Annotated in this window: 11 protein-coding genes; all 11 read right to left on the bottom strand. The window is 66.2% G+C overall.

The genetic code is table 11. The annotated features are described in order from the left end of the window. Nucleotides 1-13: 13 nt before the first annotated feature. The 11 genes from pelG to AABM56_RS01230 all read right to left on the bottom strand — a co-directional run bounded on the left by pelG (nt 14) and on the right by AABM56_RS01230 (nt 17,540). On the bottom strand, nt 14-1,384 hold the full coding sequence (gene pelG / locus AABM56_RS01180) for an exopolysaccharide Pel transporter PelG (protein WP_347883798.1): 1,371 nt from the start codon (nt 1,382-1,384) through the stop codon (nt 14-16). Nucleotide 1,385: 1 nt separating this feature from the next. Next, nucleotides 1,386-2,909 (bottom strand): GT4 family glycosyltransferase PelF, encoded by a 1,524-nt coding sequence (gene pelF, locus AABM56_RS01185; RefSeq protein ID WP_133860413.1) that lies wholly within the window; start codon nt 2,907-2,909, stop codon nt 1,386-1,388. After that, the gene (locus AABM56_RS01190; RefSeq protein ID WP_133860414.1) at nt 2,906-3,895 is read right to left on the bottom strand and encodes a HEAT repeat domain-containing protein; all 990 of its coding nucleotides are present in this window, start codon (nt 3,893-3,895) and stop codon (nt 2,906-2,908) included. The genes pelF and AABM56_RS01190 overlap by 4 nt, the downstream gene beginning before the upstream one ends. Beyond that, nucleotides 3,873-5,246: a PelD GGDEF domain-containing protein gene (locus tag AABM56_RS01195; protein ID WP_133860415.1), complete on the bottom strand. Its 1,374-nt coding sequence runs from the start codon at nt 5,244-5,246 to the stop codon at nt 3,873-3,875. The genes AABM56_RS01190 and AABM56_RS01195 overlap by 23 nt, the downstream gene beginning before the upstream one ends. Beyond that, the gene (locus AABM56_RS01200; protein WP_133860416.1) at nt 5,246-5,761 is read right to left on the bottom strand and encodes a penicillin-binding protein activator LpoB; all 516 of its coding nucleotides are present in this window, start codon (nt 5,759-5,761) and stop codon (nt 5,246-5,248) included. Before AABM56_RS01200 ends, AABM56_RS01195 begins: the two co-directional genes overlap by 1 nt. 22 nt (nt 5,762-5,783) lie before the next feature. Beyond that, nucleotides 5,784-9,380, bottom strand: coding sequence for a tetratricopeptide repeat protein (locus AABM56_RS01205; RefSeq protein ID WP_263259089.1), 3,597 nt, complete (start codon nt 9,378-9,380; stop codon nt 5,784-5,786). Further along, complete coding sequence (locus tag AABM56_RS01210; protein WP_347884141.1) at nt 9,361-12,117, bottom strand: bifunctional glycoside hydrolase 114/ polysaccharide deacetylase family protein; 2,757 nt, start codon at nt 12,115-12,117, stop codon at nt 9,361-9,363. Before AABM56_RS01210 ends, AABM56_RS01205 begins: the two co-directional genes overlap by 20 nt. A gap of 328 nt (nt 12,118-12,445) precedes the next feature. Further along, nucleotides 12,446-13,558: a polysaccharide biosynthesis/export family protein gene (locus tag AABM56_RS01215; RefSeq protein ID WP_133860417.1), complete on the bottom strand. Its 1,113-nt coding sequence runs from the start codon at nt 13,556-13,558 to the stop codon at nt 12,446-12,448. A 285-nt stretch (nt 13,559-13,843) separates the two neighbouring features. After that, nucleotides 13,844-14,878 carry a glycoside hydrolase family 5 protein gene (locus AABM56_RS01220; RefSeq protein ID WP_133860606.1) on the bottom strand — a complete coding sequence of 345 codons (1,035 nt, stop codon included), beginning with the start codon at nt 14,876-14,878 and terminating at the stop codon, nt 13,844-13,846. 57 nt (nt 14,879-14,935) lie between these two features. Then, nucleotides 14,936-16,207, bottom strand: a complete 1,272-nt coding sequence (locus AABM56_RS01225) for a flippase (protein WP_252977242.1) — start codon at nt 16,205-16,207, stop codon at nt 14,936-14,938. A 55-nt stretch (nt 16,208-16,262) separates the two neighbouring features. Next, nucleotides 16,263-17,540: a hypothetical protein gene (locus AABM56_RS01230; RefSeq protein WP_133860418.1), complete on the bottom strand. Its 1,278-nt coding sequence runs from the start codon at nt 17,538-17,540 to the stop codon at nt 16,263-16,265. Nucleotides 17,541-17,566: the final 26 nt, after the last annotated feature.

A 17,566-nucleotide genomic window follows, 5' to 3' on the forward strand; every position in this document is an offset into this window, starting at 1 on the left:
GTGCCGGCGGCCGTCAGTGCCGGAGCATGAAGGTGTCGTATTCCAGGTCGTCCAGCACCCGGTCCAGGCGGTGCAGACCCAGCAGCACGCAGCAGGCCAGGGAGACGGTGAAGCCGTAGCCGAAGAAACTCGGACCCAGCTCGATGCTGAGCAGGGTCAGCGCCAGGTTGAGGCCGAGAAACAGGGTGCAGAGCATCAGCACGGTGTCGCGCCGGTCCAGGTAGAAGAAGACGTTGAGCAGGGCCATGAACACCACCTGGATGCTCACGCCCACCACGTCGATGTAGAACAGCGGCAGGTAGTAGTGCGACATGCCGAGCCAGGCCAGCAGCTGCGGCGCCAGCAGGAACACCAGCACCAGGGTCAGGCCCTGGACCTTGCAGATCTCCAGCAGGCCCTGGCGGATGGCCAGGATCATCTGTTCCTTGAGCTGGCTGATGTGCTGCAGGGTCTCGCCGCCGCGCACGGCGTTGAACACCCGCTCGTACCATTCGGCGAAGTCGGTCTCGATGCGCACCAGGAACACCGCCATGCCGGGGATGATGGCGAGGTAGGCGAGAAAGATCGGCAGGTCGTAGAGGATGGAGGCGCGCAGGGGACCGATGACGGCGTCGGAGGTCAGCGGATTGAACCAGAAGACGAATTTGTCGACCCAGATGCCCAGGTTGTAGAACAGCCCGGTGACCAGCAGGCTGAGGAAGATCTGCTTGCGGTCGAGGAAGTCGAAGGCCACCAGGCGATCGGCCGGGTACTCGCGGATGATGTCGTAGAGAAACATGAACAGCAGCGCGGCGTGGCCCAGCAGCAGCGCCATCAGCAGGCCGTTCATGCCGAGAAAGCGCAGCATGACGGCGGCGGCGATCATGATGGCGTAGCCCAGGGTCATCACCACCAGGATGCGGTTGTAGGCCTTCATCCCCGACAGGAAGATGATCACCAGCCAGAGGTCGCAGAGGGTGACGAAGTTGGCCAGCACCAGCAGCCGGTAGGCGAAGGGCTGGTCGAACAGGGTGGCCAGCAGCACGAAGCCCAGGCCCCCGGCGACCAGGGTCACCAGCAGCAGGATGCCCACCAGATTGGGCAGGATGCTCGTCTGCTTCTCCTCGAACAGCCGGTCCGAGACGAAGCGGGTGAAATACAGCTGCAGACCGCCGGTGAGGATCAGCGAGCTGGCCATGAGGTAGGTCACCGTGACCAGGAATTGCCGGATCAGCACGTTGGGGGTGACGATGCCGGTGGCCAGCACGCCGATCAGCATGACGCTGATGATCGACAGCACCCAGGGCCCCGAACTGATCAGGCCGGCGTAGACATAGGCGCGCAGGGTGGCGGTGTAGGAGTCGCGCGCGAGGATCTTGCGCAGTTCGAAGCCGATACCGGCCATGTCAGAGGCTCCTCCCGATGGCGTCCTGGTAGAGCTCGCGATAGCGTTCTAGCATCAGCGGCTCGGTGTAGTAGCGATTGACCCGGGCCAGCCCGGTGCGCTGCGCAGCCTGCCAGCGACCGGGATTGCGCAGCAGGGCGAGGATGGCGCGGGCGGTGGCCTGGGGATCGGCGATGGCGACCACGCTGCCACCGGTACCCAGGGCGCGGTCCTCGGGGATGGAGCCCTCGATCAGCTCGCGGCAGGAGCCGACGTCGCTGCTCACCACCGGCACGCCGGCGGCCCAGCCTTCGAGGATCACCAGCGGCTGGGCCTCGCTGATGGAGGTCAGCACCATGAGGCCGAGCTTGGGCAGGATGTCGCCGATCTTCTGGAAACCGAGGAATTTCACCTTGCCCTCCAGGCCCAGGCTGGTGACCAGGCTGTGGCATTCGGCGGCGTATTCCTCGTCTTCGTCTTCCGGACCGACCACCCAGGCCTCGGCCTCGGGCATGGCGCTGATCACTCCGCGCATGGCGCGGATGAAGGTCTTGACGTCCTTGATCGGCACCACCCGGCCGAGCAGCCCGACCACCGGCGGCACGCCCTCGGGGCGACGCTCCAGGGCGTCCTGCCACTGGGTGAGGCTGATGCCGTTGGGGATCACCCGGCAGCGTGCGGGATCTGCGCCGTCCTGGATCTGCCGGCGGCGGTTGCCGTCATAGAGCGAGATGATCGGATCGGCGGCCTTGTAGGTGAGCAGACCGATGCGCTCGAAGAAGCGGATCCACAGCCGGCGGATGTAGCTGACGTCCACGTCCAGCCCGGTGCGCAGGGCCTCGTCCGGGCCTTCGGCGATCCACTTCGCCTGGGCCAGGTCGATCTTGCGCTCCTTGGTGTAGATGCCGTGCTCGCTGAGCAGGAAGTTGCAGCCCCAGCGCCGCTGCAGGATGGCGCCGAGCATGCCGGCATAGCCGGTGGAGATGGAATGGATCATCCGCGGCCGTGGCAGCCGCCGCGCGGCCTCGGCCAGCATCAGCAGCGGCGCCTGCATGGCGCGCAGGGTCCAGAGGTAGTCGACGAAGGACGGGTCGGTGCAATAGCGCTCGTAGCCCTCGGTGATGGCTTCCCAGCTGGCGCGGCTGTACATGAAGTCGTCCAGGGTCACGCTGCCCTGGGCGAAGGCGTCCACCAGGGCGTCGCCCTGGGCGGCGCTGGGTTCGTCGGGGTGGTGCAGGAAGGCGTGCAGATCGCGCAGCAGCTGCACCGGCGCCTGACGGCGCGGACTGATGGGCGCGCCCTTGGGCACCCAGGAGCCGGCGAGGAAGTGCTCCTCGATGTGCACCACGTTGGGCGGGATGGCGTAGTGGCGCTTCTCGTAGTTCTCGCGCTGACCGCCGATGAAGAACACCGAGAAGGTCAGCTCCGGCAGGCCGAGGATCAGCTGGTTGACCCAGCTCGACACCCCGCCGCGCACATAGGGCCAGGTGCCCTCCAGGAGCAGGCAGACATCGGGCGTCACGGTCGCGGCGGGAGCGTCTTTCATAACCAGTACTTCACCAGGGCGGCGAACGGCGGCCGCTTCTTCAGATCCGCCGGCAGGCTGTCGAGCAGCGCCGGGATGACCGCGTAATCGCGGCGCAGAAAGGCGATTTCGGCGCGGAAGGGCGCCAGCTGGGCCAGGGGCACGCCCGCCGCCTCGGCGGCCTGGAAGAATTCCAGGGCGCGCTCGGGCTCGCCCTGTTCCAGGGCAATGCGCCCGGCGAGGATGCGCAGCTCTTCGTTTTCTTCACCGGCCAGGGCCAGTTCGATATGTTCCCGCGCCTGGCCGAGCACGTGGCGCAGGACGCTGCCCTGGGCCAGGCCCAGATAGGCCAGCTCCCAGTAGCCGCGGGCCAGGGTGCCGTGCAGCGCCGGCTGGCGTTCCGCAGGGGTGCTGGCCAGTTCGCCGAGCTGGGTCTCGATGCGCTGGTTGATCTGGCTTTCCTGCTGGTCGAGCATCGAATAGGCGAGCAGGCGCACGTCGTCGGCCGGATCGCGCAGGGCCAGCTTGAGGATGGGAATGGCGTCGCGCCCGGGCATGCGGCGGGTGGCGAAGAGGGCGGTCAGGCGCTTGTCGGTACTGGGTGCATGGCGCAGCACGTCCTGCAGGCCGCCATCGCTGAACAGCATCTCCTCGCGACGCTCCAGCGGGCGGAACGGCAGATTGGGCACGCTGCGCGCTTCCCAGGCGATCTCGCGGCGCTTGCGCGGCAGATAGAGCGCCGGAAAGACCGCGGCGATTACCCCGGCCGCGCCCACCAGCGGAATGAAGAAGGCCAGGGCAAAGAGAAACAGCGGACTCCAGGGCAGCGGGCGCTGATAGCGCCTGGGCAGCAACAGCCAGACGCCACCCGCCAGTAGGGCACTGCCGGCGGCATGGGCGGTGACGAAGGCCAGGGCCGCCGCCGCCACCGGCAGGTTGGCGAACAGCAGCGCCCAGCTGCTGGCCTCGAAGGCGAAGGCGCCGCTAAACAGCCACTTGCTGTTCATGCAGGCCACACTCGTTGAACAGGAAGACGCGCAACTCCTGGGCGCGGGTCTTGGGCAGCAGCTCATGTTCATGGCTGCGCACGCCCAGGCTTTCCAGGGTGCTGTCCTGGCCATGGCGCTCGGCCAGCAGCTGGCGCAGCCGGCGGCGATAGCCTTCCAGGCCATCGGAAGAGGTCAGCGGCAGGAGCACCAGCAGGCAGGGGTGGCCCGCCTGGTTGGTCAGGCGCAGTTGCAGGTCGAGGCCGCGGCGACTGCCCTCCAGCAGCGCCAGGGCGCGCTCGCCACCATCGGCCTCGGTCATCTCGAAGCAGAACAGACAGGCGGGCAGGGCGTGCTGCTGGGCATCGCGCAGCGAACGCTTGAGATGCTGGGAGAATTGTTGGGCGTCGTCGTCGGCCAGGGCCAGCGCCTGGTGATCGCTGCCGAGCAGGTCGGCGATGTGGCCGGCGAGGATGGTGAGCAGATTGAGGGTGCGTTCGTTGAAGGAAAAGAACGGCATCTGTTCGATGGCCAGCACCGCCAGCAGCCGCTCCTCGGTGTCCAGCAGGGGCACGCAGGCCTGCAATGCCGAATGCTGGGTCTCGCCGCGCTCAAGCAGCGCCTGGCGGATGCTCAGGGTCTCGCCGCGCTCCAGGGTCAGGCGCACCAGCAGGTCATCGGGATCGATGCCGGGCATCTCGCCCTGGCTAGCGAGGGCGCGACGATCCACCCGGCCATTGCCGTCGACCCGGTACAGCCCCGCCACCCGCAGCGAGCCGTACTGGGTCAGCAGGCCGACGATGGGTTCGGCTAGGGCCTGCAGGGCGTCCTGCTCGCGGGGCACCTCGCGCAGCTGGCGGCGCAGGTCCAGCAGGGAGCTGCGCAGGCTGAGGTCGTTGCCGGCGACGCGCTGTTCCAGACGGTCGTGGGAGATGCGCAGGAGGTGGTGGGCGCGGGTGAATTCGTCCAGGCGCAGCTGGCGATAGTCGTTGGCCAGGTCCAGACGTTCCAGGCGGCGATTCCAGAGATCGCGGAATTCACCCACCAGCATGGCGCTGAGCAGCACGCCGACGATAAAGGACGGCGGGATCTCCTCGTAGGCCGGATAGCCCTGGCGGTGCAGATAGAGCAGCGCCACCACCAGCAGGCTGGCGCTCACCAGGCCGCGCATGAAGCCATAGCGCACGCCCATCAGGATGGGCGCGAAGACCACCCAGGGAAAGGCCAGACCGACCATCAGCGGGTCTTCCGGCACCAGCCAGAATCCCAGTCCCAGGGCGGCCGCCGTGACCAGCAGGGTTTCCAGCCAGGACAGGCGGCCACTGGCGCGGGGCGCCAGGGTGTAGTCCTTGTGGACGGATTGCAGGGCCATCAGCGCAACTGCAGCTCTTGCGCGGTACCGCGCAGGACCTTCTGCGCGGTGGCTGCCAGGCTCTCGCGGGACCAGCCGGAGCGGGCGCCGCTGTTGCTCCAGACCACCCGGCCGCTGGCCGGCTCGATCACCTGGAGGGTCACACCCACCGCCGGTTCGCCGTCCAGGCCGTTCTTGTACTGCCACTCGTCGACGCTGCCGGTGAGCACGTATTGCAGATTCTGCTGCCGCGCCCAGTCCAGGGCCGCGCGCTGGCGGGCCTTCTCGTCGTCGCTGGGATTGCCGCCCTGGCTGTCGTCGTAGACCTGCGGACGGATGCCGCGCTCGCCGAGCACGCTGACCAGGATCTGCGCGGCGCGGTCGCCGGCCATGGGCGCCTGGGCATAGTTGGCCAGGGGCACCAGGCCCCAGCGCGCATCCTTGGGCAGGGCCTCGCCGCTGGGACGGGTAAAGCTCGAGCAGCCGGCCAGGAGCACGGTGGCGACACTGGCGACGAGCAGACGCGTGATGTTCATGAGGTCTCTCCCTTGAAGCGGCCTAGCGACCGATTCGATTGCTGTATTGAATGCCCAGGGTGCTGCCGGCCTGACCGCCGCTGCCCTGGGGCGCGGACTGGTAGCCGGCGGTGAACGCCAGTTCGTCGTCGCCGAGCACTACCATGCCCAGGCCGACATTCAAACCGTAGTTGAATTCGCGCTCGGTCCACTGCCAGCCGACCAGGGTGTCCACTAGCCAGCTGTACTGGGGGTGGGTGCGGTTGAGCGAACCGGGAATGCCGCGGCGCCAGCTGCTGCCGACATAGAGCTGGCCATAGCGATCCTGCAACAGCTGGGTGCCGCCCAGGGCCTCCAGGTCGGCCACGGTGACCTCGCCGTTCTCGCCACTGCCGGCCAGCGGCTGCAGGTAGCGGGTGACGCTGGCGGGCAGGGTGCTGCGCGCACTGTTCTGCTGGTAGGTGATGCCGCTGCGCACCTGCCAGGTGGGACCTTCGAAGAAGATCATGTGGCTCAGCTCCAGGTTGAAGGCGAAGCCGCTGCCCAGGGCATCGCCGTCCCGACTGGAATAGCGATTGTGCGCCGCCCGCCAGCTCAGCTGGTCGCGTGGCGTGAGGTTGTGGCGACCCGCCAGGCTGACGCTGTCGCGGCGGCCCAGGGCGCGCAGATAGCCGCTCTCGTCGGGTTGCCGGTGCCAGTCCAGGGCCGCCTCGATCTCGGTGTTGCCATCGATGCGCCAAGTGCGGGCGACGCCCAGGCCCAGGCGATTGCTGTCCGACCGCTGGCTGGCGTCGACGGTGGTTTCCAGACCGCCGTCGGCCAGGTTCTTCAGCACCTTGAGCAGCATCTGGTGTTCGTTGCCCAGGGCGTCGGACTTGAGGCCGCTGCTCTCCACGCGATTCTGCTTGAGCTGGACATCGGCATAGACGTCATCGCTGAGTCGCCGGGCGGCGCGCACCTCGCTGCCCTGTTCAATCAGGCCGCCATAGTCGCGGCGCTCCCAGCCGGCCTGGACGCCATTGGGCGTGCGCTCGGCCTGTTCGGTGGCCTGGCGCAGCAGCTGCCGCTGGATGACCTCCGGTGGCTCGTCGCCGGCCGCCGTCAGGGCCGCGGCCTGGGCGTCGCCGGCATGGCCGAGGCGCTGCAGCACCTCGACGCGCTGCGCCGGATCCAGATCGCCGGCCGCCAGCAGCTTCTCCAGCTCGCCACGATTCTGCCGGCGCAGGACCTCCTGCAACTGCTCGTACTGGCGCACCTTCAGGCCACGACTCTTGGCCCAGGCCAGCCATTCACTCTTGAGGCCGTCGTCGTTGTTCTGGCTGAGGGCGTCGAGCCACTGGTCGAACCAGAGTTGCAGCATGCTCGGCGAGCCATCCTGCCAGGCGCGCGCCTGGGCCAGCGCCGCCTGGGGGCCGCGCAGGCTGGAGAGCAGCCGCAGGTAGGTGGCATAGCGCTCGGGGGTGGCCGGCACCTCGTCGTTGGCCAGGTGCGGCGTGACGGCCTTGCGCAGTCGCAGCGCCGCGTCCTGGTGACCGGCGGCGTCCAGGGCATCGGCGTAGGCGGCCTGCACCAGCCAGTCCTGGGGGTGGGCGTCCAGGTAGCGGCGATACCAGCCGAGCGCCTCTTCCGCCTGGCCCAGCAGCACCAGGCCGCTGCCGAAGGGTAGCCAGAGCACGTCGCTGTCGCGGGCCCGGCCCTTCCAGTCGCGCAGCAGCGTCGCCAGCTCGGTCTGGCGATTCTGGTCGATGAGCAGCCACAGCAGCCGCTCGCGGAAGCGGTCGTCGTCCGGGAAGCGCTGCAAGGCCTTTCGATAGCCTTCTTCGGCCTGGACGACGCGACCACGCTGGAAGTCCAGCCCCGACCGCGCCAGCCAGACGGCGGGATTGTCGGCCGAGGCCGGCTCACGCGCGGCACTGGCCAGCAGCCGCTCCAGCGCCGCCGTGTCCTTGAGTTGCTCGGCCCATTGCAGGGCGTCGGTCAGGCGCTTCTGGCTCTTGCTCTTTTCCCAGCTCTTTTCCAGCAGGGCCAGGGCCTTGCGCGGCGCGGTGCGCAGATAGATCGCCAGCAGCCGGTCCTCGTCGTTGGCGGCCAGGCCCTTGTCGCTCGCGGCCAGGCGTTCGAAGGCCAGCTGGGCCTCGCCATCGCGCTCCAGTTCCCAGGCCAGCTCCGCCCGCAGGCGCCAGTAGTCGTCGCCCTGCCGCTGCTTGGCCGGCATGCCCTCGAGCACCTTCCAGGCCTCTTCGGGCTTGAACAGCTCCCAGAGGGTGCCGGCCCAGCTCAGATACTCGGCGTTGGTCAGCGGGAATCTCTTGCCGAACGCTGCCCAGCCTGCGGCTTCGGCATCGCCCTGCTCGGTACGGGCCAGCAGTTGCTGCAGCCGCTCCCAGGCCAGGCGCTGCTTGGGCTGACGCCTGATGTAGTCGCGCAGCCAGCGCTCCTCGGCAGCGGGATCGCCCAGGGACTCGTAGGCGAAGATCAGCGCGTCCAGTTCGGTCTTGTCCAGCTGGCGCCGCCGCGACGCCTCGGCCAGCAACTCGACCACCGCATCGAAGCGAAACGCCCGGGCGGCCAGCTTCCAGGCGTGGTCGCGGCGGGCCGGATCGTCCTGGCGTGCCAGCAGGCGCAACCAGAGGTCGAGGGCTTCGTCCATATGCCCGGTCCATTCGCCCAGCTGGGCCAGTTCCGCGAGCAATTTCTCATCGTCCGGGCGCAGGGCCAGCAGCTGATGACCTTCGTCCCAGGCCCGTTCGGTGTCGCCGCGGCCCAGGGCCAGTCGGTAGGCGGCCTCCAGGGCGGCGGGATCGTCCGGTTGCCACTCGCGCCAGCGATCGATCAGCCGCTGGGCCAGATCCAGGCGCCCGCTGCCCTGGGCGGCGGCCACCCCGGCCTGCAGCCAGGCCAGACCGCTGGCATCGGCTTGCAGACGCGGCAGTTCCTGCTCCAGCAGGGCGGCGGCTTCGGCGCCCTGGCCGGCGGCGAGCCAGGCATCGAAGGCCTGGTGCCGGTAGCCCTGGCGCTGTTCGGCCGAATCGGCGAGATCGGCCAGGCGCAGATAGAGACGCGCGGCCTCCTGTTGACGGCCACCGGCCAGACTCCAGCGCGCCGCCTGTTCCAGCCACTGCTGGCGCCGCGGCGGATCACGCCGGGCCAGTTCGACGTAACGCTGCGCCGCCGTGGCCGGATCCGCCAGTTGCAGGGCGCGCTCGGCCACCCGTTGCAGCTGGGGCGTGCTCAGGGTCGCCACGTCCAGGGCGCTCAGGCGTTGCGCCAGGCGTTCGCGATCGGCGTCGGCCAGGCCTTGCGGCTGGGCCTCCGCCTGCAGGATGTCCATTTCCAGGGCGTAGAAGGGCGTCGAGGCCAGGGGCTCGGGCAGCAGTTGCAACTGACGCCGCGCCTCGTCGATGCGCCCCAGGGCGATCAACTGGTCGATCAGCTTCATGCGCAGCCCGGTATCGTCCGGCGTCGCCTTGAGCAGCACCTGCGCGTAGCTGATGGAGACCTGGTCGGCCGGCTCCTCGCCGGGCAGGAAGACCTGCTTGCCGTGAAAGGTCAGCACCAGCACCAGCGCGGTGAGGAGCGCGACCCCCAGCAGTGTCCAACCGCTCAGGAGCCGGGTTTTCTTAGCTGCAGACGATCTCACCGTCACTCACTTGTGTTAGCGGAAGTTTGAACGTCAGCAGTCCGGCCTGTCCTGACTGGCCCTTGTAGCGCTCGCGACCGACCCGTACCTCGCAGGCCGAGGCCGCGCGCAGGGTCAGCTCCAGCGGAAATTGCCCGGCGAAGGCGAAGCGGATCCGCGTCGGCGACAGGTAGTCCCATTGCTGCAGCGGGATGTTGGCCTCTTCGAGAGCGGGGGTGGGATCGCGGCTGTCACGCAGGACCAGCCGCGCCTGATCGCCGGCCAGGTGGACATAGCGTCCCTGCGGCAGGTCGCGGACCCCGGCGATGCCCTTCGAGCGCTGCAGATCCGGCCAGCCCAGGCGCGGATCCAGGCGCAGGGTGCGCAGGCCGTCGAGGGCCTTGATCGACCAGCTGCCGTCGTCTTCCCGGGCCAGACTGGCGGTAAAGAAGCCCCGCAGGCGACTCAGGTAGTCGCTCATCCACAGCGACAGCGGATGCTCGGCGGCCATGCCCTGGTAGATCTCTTCCATGACCTTGAGCGAAGCCTGCTTGGTGCCCGAGTAGAAGTGGTAGTAGAGATTCAGCCCGCGCAGTCGGCGGGGATGCTCGGTGCGCTCGAAGGTATAGAGCAGATCGCGAAAGCCGTAATAGGGACCGCGCCAGAGATTGGTGTAGACGTTCTCGTTGATGATGGGCGCATAGAACTGCAGACCGCCCGGGGTGGGGCGGATGAAGGGATACAGACCGCTCACCGAGGGCTGCGAGCGGGTGATGTGCGAGTTGCCGCCGTTCACGTTGAGCAGGCCGTTGTCGTAGGCGAGCTTGAGGGTCGCCGCATCGGGTTGGGCGTCACCGGACCAGAACACCATCTTCACCGGCTTCTGCGGGGTGGTCAGGCGTTCATTGATATAGCGCGTCGAGCCCACGATCTCCCGGGTGAAATCCACCTTGTCGTAGCCGGGAATCTGCATCATGTAGCCGTACTGGGCTTCGAAGTTCTCGCTCTGCTCGGAGACCGCCGGTTGCCAGAAGAACGGATGGCTGAAGGTGTGGGTAGCCACCTCCACCTTGGGGTCGGCGAACAGGCGGCGGGCGATGGGCTCCAGTTGCGCGGTCAGCTCCGGATAGCGGCCCTTGGGGCCGACCTCGCCTTCGATGATCGAGGCCGAGGTCAGAAAGGGGTGCGGCTGGATGAACCGCTCCAGCACCACCTGGCCGGAAAAGGGCGCGCCCGGAATCTCCGCCTTGGACGCGAAGGCGTCGCCGTCGATGTGCACGGTGGCGATGCGCCGGCCGTTCTCCGTGGTCGGATCGGGCACCGGCAGGGGCGGCAGTTGCAACGTTTTCGCGGTGAAAGTGAAGGGGTCGATGATCCAGCGACTGGCTTCGGGACCGTCTTCCATGACATAGGGGCCGAAAGCGAAGCCGCCCCAGGAGGCCACGCCCATGGGCACGAAGGTCCCGCCCGGACCGCTCAGACTGACCACCGGTGTCGGCCCGCCGGGTAGCGTCTGCACGGCGGGCAGGTCACGCGTCCGCAACTTGACCGGTGCCTCGAAGTTGCCGGCGAGGGCAGGGTCCGTCACCTTGAGGGTCAGGTTGTCGGGCAGCGGTTTGCGACTGACGCCCAGACCCAGCCGCTTGAGCAGGGCTTCGTTGTCCAGCGGCAGACCGCCGAGGATCAGCAACGGCGTCTTTTCGTCCAGACGCTGGCCGATCCAGTCGCTGAAATTCCGCGAATCGGGTGGCGGGCCACTGGTCATCCAGACCACCACCCCGGCATAGAGGGCGCCGGGCCAGGCCGCGGGCAGCGGCTTGGAGGCATCGAAATAGTCCAGGCGATAGCCCTGGTACTCCAGGGCGCTGCCCAGGAAGCGGTGCACCGCCGACTGGCGCAGGGCGCCTTCGCGACCATCGTAGAGCAGCGCCAGCCGACGTGGCTGCAGGGCCACCGAACTGATGCCCAGGGTGTTGAGATCGGGGGTGGTGATATAGGGCACGTAGCCTTCGTCGCGCAGCCGCTTGGCCAGGCGCCGGGCTTCGTCGCGCTGCTCCGGCGGCAGGTACTCGATGGCGATGACCGGGATGCCGGCACTGCGCGCCGCCTCGATCCGCGGCTTCAGCCATTCGCGATCCTGCTCGCTGACCGGGCGATAGGTCTTCTTGCCGGCATCCCAGCCGGCATAGATGGATTCGACCGCCATGGCGGCGGCGACCCCGGGCAATTCGGGTTGCACCTCGAAGCCGCGATTGAAGAACAGCTTGAGCGACGGCTGGCGGCGGTGCAGGTCGGCCAGCAGGCTCTTGAGCGCCAGGCGCTGGCTTTCCCGCTGGTCTTCGGCCACCAGCTGGAAACTGTCGAGGGTATCGAGGAACAGGCCGGTGTAACCGGCCTTGGCCAATTGGGCGGCGCGTTCGAGCAGATGGGCTCGCCAGACCGGCGACGCCAGGTTCATCACCTGGCTGCCCCAGGCCTTGTTGGCCACCGGGCTGGCACCGGCACTGAGGCCGGCCTTTTCCAGGGCCGCCGCATCGCCGGCGAATTCGCCAATGGACAGATAGGCGAAGGGTTGGGCTCCGGCCTCGTGCAGGGCGCGGACATCGGTGGCGCTGGCATGTCCGGGTTCGAGCACCACCCAATCGAACTGCGCGAGTTCGGCTACCGGCGGTTTTTCCGCGTACCAGAACGCCACGCTGGCGGGCGCCGCCAGGGCCGTCCCCAGGAGGGACAGATAGCCCAGCAGCCCTACCGTCAGCCTGCGCCACCAACCGAAGCGGGACCTTGCTCTTGTTGCCTTGCCTGACGCCACACCCAGTCCTTAAACGTGCCCAACTTCGGTATCAGGTTAGCTACATTACGCAAAAGCGTGACGAAAAACTGCCTGTGCCAGGCCGAGCGGCAGCAATTATGGGGCTAATAGGTATCGAAATAATTAATGGGCGACGGGCGAGGCCGTCTAGGCAGCGGATTTCAGATTTTCTGGCGGGAAAAATAGAGCGGGGATACGGAGGGGGGTGTAGCAGAACGTCAGAGGAATTGCCGTCATGCGCGGCGGTAACCGGCATGACGGCAAGCGAGCGCTATTACTTGAAGCTGCTGTTCAGGCTGGCGCTGGAGGACAGGATGTTGGTGGAACCCAGCAGTTGGCTGACGAAGCGGTTCCAGCGGGTGATACCGGCCGGGCCAACGAAGACCACGTCCTGCGGCTGCAGATGGAAGTTCTGCGCCAGCACATAGGCGGTGGGGTTCTTGGCCGCCAGGTGGAAGACCTGGGCAGTGGCACCCGGCGCCTTCAGATCTTCCGGGCCACGGATGACGTAGACGGCATCGGCGTTGGCGGTTTCCTGCTGGATGCCGCCGGCCTGGCTCAGGGCTTCCATCAGGTTCAGGTTGGTGATCTTGTAGCTGACCGCTGCGGGCGAGCGGACTTCACCGACCACATAGACCTTGCGGGCATCGTTGTAGGGCAGGTGGATGCTGTCACCGTCCTTCAGGTAGATGCCGTACAGCTTGGAATCCTTGCGGTTCAGGCTGTCGGTATCCAGGCGGTATTCCTTGCCGTCGCGAACCAGGGTCACGCCGGTCAGATCGGCACCGCCGGTGTTGGCCACGCCAACCTGGCCCAGGGCTTCCACCAGGGTGATGGGCTTGGTGGTCAGAGGAATGGCATCGCCCTTGTTCACGGCACCGGAGACGGTGACCTTCTGGCTGCCGAACTTCAGCACGCTGACGTCGATCTGGGGATTGTCGATGAAGGTGGCCAGACGGCGGGAGATATCGGTGCGGATCTCTTCCAGGGTCTTGCCGGCGGCGCGCACGGTGCCGACGTAGGGGTAGAACAGGGTGCCATCCGGACGTACCAGGCGACCGTTGGCTTCCAGCTGCTGCTGGGCGCCGGACGGAGCGGTCAGTTCGGGGTGATCCCAGACGGTGATGTAGAGCAGGTCGCTCGCACCGACGCGGTAAGCCTGCGGCTTGTAGTCCAGCAGGGGCTTGAGGTCGGGAGCCTTGGACAGGGCCGCGGAATCCTGACTCATCAGCAGCGAGCTGGTGATCGGGATCAGCTGGACCTTGGTGCCCTGGATGCTCGGATCGCTCTTCAGGTCGTCCTGGTCCAGGTACTGACCCGGGGAGTAGGCACAACCCTGCAGGACGATGCCGGACAGCAAGGCCAGAGCGGTAAATTTGGTTTTCATGTCATTCGTCCTTGATTGCTGATTGAGTGTGAGCAAGAGGAATAAATCGGAAGGTAGAAGCAACGAGCCGGTTATTCATGGTGTTCCTTCGCAAGACGCGGCGAGCCTCGACGGTGGACCAGGTTCCAGGTGACCCGTCTGTCCAGCGTACGAGAGAACTCGAGGTCTCAGCTTTTAGTTGTATGAGCACCTGAGTCTGCTGGTCTAGGACTGGCCTTTAGCCATCGAGTTCAGCGCCCCGGGAGCGGAAAAAGGTGACGCCGTTCGAAATCTGTCACATCTCCGCTAACGAGGTCCTATGACTTGGCAGTCATGTTTGTTCAGGTGTTTTTGCAGCAGGGCCGTCTGCGGCTTCTCCGTGCCGTTCTTGGGTTCGATGGCCAGAGGATAGTCGCCCCAGCCCGGACCGGCCGCCCAATAGGCGCTGGGTACGCACTGCTCGCCCAGATAGCTCAGCAGATTGTCCATGGCTTCCAGCCACTGTGGGTGTGCAGGTATCCCATATTCGCCAACGAAGCCGCGCAAATTGTGCTGTTTCAGCCATTCGATGAAGGGGCGGGTTCTTTCCACGCCGATCATGGGATGGACGCCCTTCATGCCCGAGGCGTAATTGCCGCTGGAATCGTCGTCGAAGTAGATATGGGCCTCATAGATGAGGTTGTCCGCCGGATCCTTGATCAGCAGGTCGCCATTCACCTGGGGCCAGCGCTGGGCACTGGACCAGCTGTCGCCGGCGATGAAGATCGGCGTCTTCATGTCGACGCTGCGGATGCTGTCCACGGCCGTCTGGGCCGCGCGGGGCCAGAGACCCTGGGTGTCATGGGGCTCGTTCATGACATCGTAGCCGTACAGCGCCGGATGCTTCTGGAAGGTCAGGGCCAGGCGTTTCCAGGCATCGGCGTAGCTGGCGTAGGGCACTTGGGAAGAGCCGATCAGCTGACCGCGATAGCGCGCGTAGTTGTGCATGTCCAGGATCACGCGGATCCCGTACTTGTCGGCGAAATCCAGGGTGCGCTGCAGCAGCGCGACCTGGGCCTGGTCCAGTTCACCGCCCAGCTGGGGTTGCACCCGCTCCCAGAGGAAGGGAAAGCGGATGAAGCGGATGCCCTTGGCCGCGTAGCGGCGGAAGTAATCTTCGGTGGGGTAGAAGTAGTTGGTGCCTTCCACGCCTGGCAGGACCTGGCCGGCAAAGCCGGCGGCCGACATGTTGATGCCGATGAGGTCCACCTTGGCCGTCGCCGACTCGGGCTGAGCCTGGCCATAAAGCGCCGCGGACAACAAGACGGTGGCCAGCAGGCCACCACCGATACGACGTTTCACTCGTGACACGGACAGCACCTCTCGTGTATTGCGGAAATTCGTCTGGGCAGGGCTCCCTCAGGAGCTCTGCTGATAGACCGGCGCGGGTTGCAGCGGCGGTGTGCGCCGGGCGAAGTATTCCAGCGCCAGATAGTCCACGGTCACCCGGATGGTCCAGGCGATGGCGGCGCCCATGATGGAGAAATGCTGGATGCAGACCACCAGCAGACCCAGGTAGGGCAGCAGTTCGGCGAGATGGATCATCGCGGTGGTCCGCGAATGACCGCGGGCCTGGATCTTGGCGAAGGGAATCTGTGCCAGGGCGTTGAAGATGAAGCCCACCACCAAGATGCGCAGGATCTGCGCGGCATCGCCGCCGTACTCAGGGCCCATCCATACGGTCATGATCCAGGGCGCCAGCGCCAGGATCGGCAGCACCATCGCCAGGCTGATCAGCAACAGGCCCCAGAAGGCCTTGTTGGCCTGGCGCGTAGCGTCCTCACTGCTCTTGCTCAGCAGCGGGAACACCACTCGGGCCACGGCATTGGGGATGATCAGCATCCGCGAGACCGCCTCGGCCGGGGCGGTGTAGAAGGACACGCGGCTGGCACCGACCATGTGCGACAGCACGAAGCGGTCGAAATAGACCATCAGCGGACTGATGATGTTGCTCACCGTCATCCAGCTGCCGAATTTCAACAGCTCCTTGAACACCTCGGCCTTGAAGGTCCGGATGCCTTCCGGGAAATCCTTGTGCAACGGCCAGTAGGCCAGCGCCATGGAGACCACCCGGGCCAGCACCAGGCCAATCACGGTTGCGGAAAAGCTCGGTTCGATCAGTACCGCGATCAGCGGCGCGATCGCCAGCAGACTGTTGGAGAAGGTCCGCAGGATGTTGAATTCGCCGAAGCGCTCGTTGCCTTCCAGGTAGGCGAACCAGACCGTCGCCAGCAGGAAGGGCGGGACGCACAGGCTCAGCCAGCGAAAGCCGGCCACGGCATTGTCGAAATGCTCGGGCGAGACGTGCAGCAGACTCACCACCTTGCCCGCGCCGAACCATAGCAGCAGTGTCGCCAGCAGACTCAGGCCGATGACGGCGCCGGTGGCCGTACCCATGACCAGCCGATTGCGCTCCTTGTCGCCGTGGTGCATGGCGACGGCGCGGATCACCGCGCGCGACAGGCCGGCATCGAACAGGGTGGCATAGCCGACAATGGCGAAGGCCAGGGTGAACAGGCCGAATTGCTCGACACCGAGCAGGCGCGACAGCACACCCATGGTGGGCAGCGCGATGGCACTGGGAATGACGACACCCAGGATGTTCCAGGTGCTGTTTTTGATCATCGACATCGTGGGGGTGAAAACTCCTTGGGGCCGCCCGGCGGACACCGGGCGGCACGAGGGATCAGACCGGGCGAGCCAGCTGGCTGCTCGGGCGCGGGTAGGGACTGCTGACGTAGGTCTCCGGGGCGGACGCGGAGCTGTAGTGGTGCAGCGCGCGCAGGGCCTGGATCACCATCAGGTAGCAGATGGTGGCCTGGAGGTACTCGAAGAAGCCGGCCAGCGGCCAGATCACCAGCTGGGCCAGGGTGGCGGTCACCACGAAGCCGGTATCGGGGTGCAGCATCTTGGCCCAGCGATAGTAGAGGAACAGCGACACCGGGATGATGATGAAGGCCAGGAAGCCGAAGCGGAACAGGGTGCCGAACACCCCGACATCGGAGAGGAAGAAGTACTCGCCGAAATAGGGGATGAAGCCGTTGTTCCACATCAGCGACAGCGAGCCACTCGGCAACCAGTGGTTCTGGCTGAGGTGGGAGAAGATGTAGCCGATGGTCTGCTCACGCACGCCATCGGTGGGACCGTCCTCCACCGACTGGGCATAGAAGTCCAGATTCAGCCCCAGCACCTTCATCAGGTCCGGGAAGATGAAGAAGGGCGACAGCAACAGCGTAGAGACGCAGATCCAGACGATGGACTTGCTCTTCAGGCAGAACACGGTGAAAACCAGCGCCAGCACGATCAGCTGCCGGGTCTGGGTACCAAACACCAGGGTCAGCAGGAAGACCATGGCCAGCACGATGTGGACGGTCTTGCTGCGCGTCGAGCCATCGATCGGCGAGATGCCCTTGTTCCAGGTCTGGATGCAGTAGAAGTAGGCCAGGCACAGCGCCGGCGCACCGATGGAGGAACGGTCCGGGCGGTCGAAGGAGGACTGTTTGTCACGCAGGTCCGGCAGCACGCCGAACTTGAACATCCAGGCCATGACGGCGGCCAGCAGCGCGGTGATCAGCAGGGCCTTCTCGAATTGCGAGGCGGTCATGTTGCGACCGAGGAACATCAGGGTGGCGAAGCCGAAGCAGAACAGGATCCGCCGCTCCTCGATCAGGCCATAGATCAGCGGCTGACCGTAGAACAGGAAGGAAAAGACCGCCGGCAACCCGATGAAGACCACCGACGAATAGACGGCGTAGGTCATCAGGATCTTGAATTCGCGCTGCTGGGTGCCAATGCTGGTCAGCAGGTAGAAGAAGGTGAAGGCCATGCAGATGGCCAGATACAGCTCGTTCAGATAGAGGATGCCGACCGGGTTGTGCGGGCTTTCGCCGAACACGTCCAGGTGCAGGATCAGCAACGGGATCAGGAGAACGAAGGAAACGGTACTTTTACGGAGAATGCTCATAGACCTACCCATCCAGACGGGACCAC

Source organism: Pseudomonas aestiva, assembly GCF_039908605.1.
GTDB lineage: Bacteria > Pseudomonadota > Gammaproteobacteria > Pseudomonadales > Pseudomonadaceae > Chryseomonas > Chryseomonas aestiva.

Bases quoted from the DNA above. Each gene is read 5' to 3' on its own strand.
- AABM56_RS01230 (WP_133860418.1), bottom strand. From the start codon at position 17,540: ATGAGCATTCTCCGTAAAAGTACCGTTTCCTTCGTTCTCCTGATCCCG.
- AABM56_RS01195 (WP_133860415.1), bottom strand. From the start codon at position 5,246: ATGGCCCTGCAATCCGTCCACAAGGACTACACCCTGGCGCCCCGCGCC.
- AABM56_RS01200 (WP_133860416.1), bottom strand. From the start codon at position 5,761: ATGAACATCACGCGTCTGCTCGTCGCCAGTGTCGCCACCGTGCTCCTG.
- pelF (WP_133860413.1), bottom strand. From the start codon at position 2,909: ATGAAAGACGCTCCCGCCGCGACCGTGACGCCCGATGTCTGCCTGCTC.
- AABM56_RS01215 (WP_133860417.1), bottom strand. From the start codon at position 13,558: ATGAAAACCAAATTTACCGCTCTGGCCTTGCTGTCCGGCATCGTCCTG.
- pelG (WP_347883798.1), bottom strand. From the start codon at position 1,384: ATGGCCGGTATCGGCTTCGAACTGCGCAAGATCCTCGCGCGCGACTCC.
- AABM56_RS01225 (WP_252977242.1), bottom strand. From the start codon at position 16,207: ATGTCGATGATCAAAAACAGCACCTGGAACATCCTGGGTGTCGTCATT.
- AABM56_RS01190 (WP_133860414.1), bottom strand. From the start codon at position 3,895: ATGAACAGCAAGTGGCTGTTTAGCGGCGCCTTCGCCTTCGAGGCCAGC.